The organism is Microbacterium sp. P5_B6, from assembly GCF_056400345.1.
On record NZ_JBFULL010000052.1, the window covers coordinates 1 to 3,539 of the forward strand.

Consider the following 3,539-nt stretch of genomic DNA (forward strand, 5'->3'; position numbering starts at 1 on the left):
GGGCAACTCGCGGCCGTGGCGCAATCCCTCACCGAGAGCGACCCGACTCTCGCGCGCCTGCTGGCCGCGCGCGCCTTCAAAATGTCGGATAGTGCACAAAGTCGTGCCGCCCTTCTGAGCACCGTGCGATCAAGCTCAGAAACTGCAGCTCAGTTCAACGCCGGCGCATCGATCACCGCGATAGCACCTTCAGCGGACGGCTCCAAGATTGTCGTTGGAACCGAAAGCGGCGAAATAGCTGCGTGGCAGTTAGACGAGCCAGCGAGCTTCACATTGGGAAAACTGGATGGCCCAATCGGATCCCTCTCGGTCAATGAGGACGGGTCAGTCATCGTCGCGCAAGCGGTGATGAGGGGCGAGCAGGAGCACGGCGTATACGCGGCGTACTGGGTCGACGGAGAACAAAGGGCCCTGCCAGAGCAAGCCGTGGCGTCCGTCGCAGTATCTCCCACCGGCAATACCATCGCCTATTCGGCCGCATCCGTGGGTGTCGTCCAGGCAGGCGCGGATGGAACGTACGCCTMGCTGCAGGTGCCCGCCRATGCCCCCAGACAGGTTGGGATGCTTGCGGTCCCGGACGATCAGACGATCGTCGTCGACTCGGGACTCGGAGAAAGGATGAACACGACCTGGCTGAGTCTGGACGGATCAGGGGTCATCTCGCAGGCATCGGGCGGCGGATTCGCCCCCCGCTACCTGGCGCCAGTGATGAACCCAGCGGGTCGATTCGTAGCGGGGTTGATGTGGAATGCGGACGGTGGCGACGCGGTCGTTGACGTCTACTCAACTACCGCGGGCACGGAAACCGGCAACGCAACTCGCCTTGGTGCCTATGTAGGGTCGGCGGCAACGGCGATTGCCGTTTCCGCGGACGGCGGACTGACGGCGGTCGCGGACTCTGGTCGCCTTTACATTTCCGAGACGGTCGGCGCGGCAGAAATGCCGATCATAACGCGCGTTCTTGACGGTGCCGGCACGGTAATCAGCTCCAGCGTGTTGGCATTCGCAGGCGACGAACGCCTCGCTTCCGCAACCGGATCGACACTTACCCTATGGAATCTCTCCGCGAGCGACTCGCTTCAACAGGCCTTCGAGACTGAGTACGGTTTTGTCTCCGAGGCCGGCTGGGGGCCCAGCTTAGACCTGAACGAAGGTGGCACGGCGGCTATCGGGACGTACATTGAAGCGGATTCAACTGTCGATTCCTCGATTTGGTACCACCTCGAAGAGAGGAGCTGGACTGGCGGAGGCAATCTGTCGTTCCTGGACTGGCGGGACAACGACACAGCCTACTTTCAAGGCCCATCCGGGATTGCACTGTACAACCGAGCGATGGACGCACCCCGCGCGACCATCTCGGTCGATTTCCTGGTCGACTATCTGGCCGAGGCGTGTGACACATCCGTTCATGCCTGCCAGAGCATCGAGATCACCGATGCGCGATACGTCCAGCAAAACGACACCTTGATTATCAGCGCAAATTGGTATGGCGGGCGTGTGTTCCGACTGAACGCCACAACTGGCGAGGTTATGAATCAGTTCAGTGCTGCGGTCGATTCAATCTCGCGAAGCGGTGACTTCGGGGTCGGCCTTGCCCTCGATGAAGCGGGGAGCTGGACCGGAGCCGTCTTGGTTACGGACTTGCGCGACGGGACCTCCCACCCGATCGCGCTGGAAGGGGTGCCACGGGCGCGGTACGACGATGACCACCTCGTCCTTTCTGACGATGTAGAGACTCACGTCATGTCCGAAGACGGTCGAGTCAAGCTCGGCACGGTTGCGTCGAGTTCGCTGTATACGACGGTGTCGCCCGACGGCGATCTGGTCGCTCGCTTCAACACTGAAGGGTCGATCGTGCTGTCGAGCATTTCGACTGGTCTGACTCTCCAGACGTTTCCTACGGGCACAATCTCGGAAGCCAAACCGGCGATCACATTCTCGCCGGACGGCAACCACCTCGCCACGCTGATCGACGCCGACGCTTCGGGCACAGGAGAACACGGAACGATGTATACGTTCGATTTGAATCCCGACCACTGGCTCACCATGGCCTGCACGACCGCCGGCCGCGATCTGACCGAGGCGGAGTGGACGAGATTCACTGGTCAGGAACCGCCGACTAGCCTGTCGTGCGACTAGCGATACGGAAGCGTTGTCGCTGGGTGACTGAGTGCCGAGATTCAGGTCCGGATTCCGATTGCATTTTTAGCTAGCTATCGCTTCCAGCGTCGGAGCCGCGACCGCCCACTTCGGCGGGAAGAAGGCGTCTAGTGGTTCGGGTGAGGGTGTGAACTTGGCCTTGATTCGTGTACGCGCGCTCTTCAGATCAGGCAACGCCTCACGGCAGTACTTGTCCGTTTCGCAGAACAGGTTCTGCACGTCAATAGCCTGCAGCGKCCGCCCGAACAAACCGTTGAAAGTCAGGTCGCGGGCCGCAAATTCTTTCTCTTGCCGGTCGACCATCCAGTGCACGACATCGCTGGGGGAGTATCCGCCCGTGCTCTCAAACACCTTCTTGATTCCGCGGAGCGCCCCTGGGCCTGGCTGCGTGAAGTCGTTCTCGGAGAAGTCGGTCAACTCGGAGTAATTGAGATCAATCGCCACCTGGTACGACATGAAGTCGCCCATCAGTCGGAACCGGTGCAAAGCGTCGTAGACGTCCTGCAGGGATGACGCCTCAAGGATCTGCTTCTGCAGGTTCTGGAAGACGAACATGTCGCGGAACAGCTCGATGTGGTTGAGGTGCTTGATGCCGCGGCCGTACGCGTCTGTCGCGCAGAGGATGAACGCACCCGTGTACAGCCTGCTGTTCTCGGCACGGACGGTATTCAGTGCCTCTTCGAGTCCGTTGCCGCGCAGGTCGTCGATGACGGGCTTGCGCCCGAGATGATGGACGAGGGACCGCCACGTGTTGATGTTGCTGAAGGTTCTGAACAGCACTATCTGGAACGCCAGGTCTTCAGCTTCAGTCGCGTCGTCCACGTAGATGACCTCCTTGATGAGGCACTGGGAGACGCGGTCCGCTRCGCGGTAGACGTTGCAGAACTTGTACTGACGCAGGATCGCGTCGTCCGTCCATGGCCCAGGCTCGCCCGCGATCCGTTGTTCGTAGACACGGTGACGCTCGGCGGTGAACTGCCAGAAGATGTCGAACACCTCGTTGCGTGGCTTCGGCGCTATCCCTTCCACGTCACTCCTTCCAGTCCGCGAACTTGGCAAGCTCGGCCGCAGCTTCACGCACGACCCATGGGTTCCTGCGGGCGAGCGTCGCCAAGAGAATCCATGCCGAGGACGCCAGCGCTTCCACGGCTGCCGCTCGTTCCGCGGTATCGTTCGTGCCGCTCACCACCTGTGCTTCTACGTGGTGGTACGCGGCCATGACCATGCTGCGAGCGGCTTCGACATCGATGGTCTCATCGCCGGTCATGTACTGTCCGACCACGCGCTCGAACCCCTCCACTCCGTCGCTCCATGACGCGAGCCCCGGGCTCGATTCGACGTCTGCCAGGAACGTGYGGTGCTTGACCGCGTACACGAAC

Annotated in this window: 3 protein-coding genes; 1 reads left to right on the top strand and 2 read right to left on the bottom strand. The window is 61.2% G+C overall.

The genetic code is table 11. The annotated features are described in order from the left end of the window. Positions 1-2,139, top strand: a 2,139-nt coding sequence (locus AC1DP3_RS18045) for a WD40 repeat domain-containing protein (RefSeq protein ID WP_477295709.1), incomplete at its 5' end; no start/stop codon positions are given. A 66-nt stretch (positions 2,140-2,205) separates the two neighbouring features. Here AC1DP3_RS18045 and AC1DP3_RS18050 read toward each other — a convergent pair. Next, the gene (locus AC1DP3_RS18050; protein ID WP_477295710.1) at positions 2,206-3,189 is read right to left on the bottom strand and encodes a nucleotide kinase domain-containing protein; all 984 of its coding nucleotides are present in this window, start codon (positions 3,187-3,189) and stop codon (positions 2,206-2,208) included. A 1-nt stretch (position 3,190) separates the two neighbouring features. Next, on the bottom strand, positions 3,191-3,539 hold a 349-nt coding region (locus tag AC1DP3_RS18055), incomplete at its 5' end, for a hypothetical protein (RefSeq protein ID WP_477295712.1).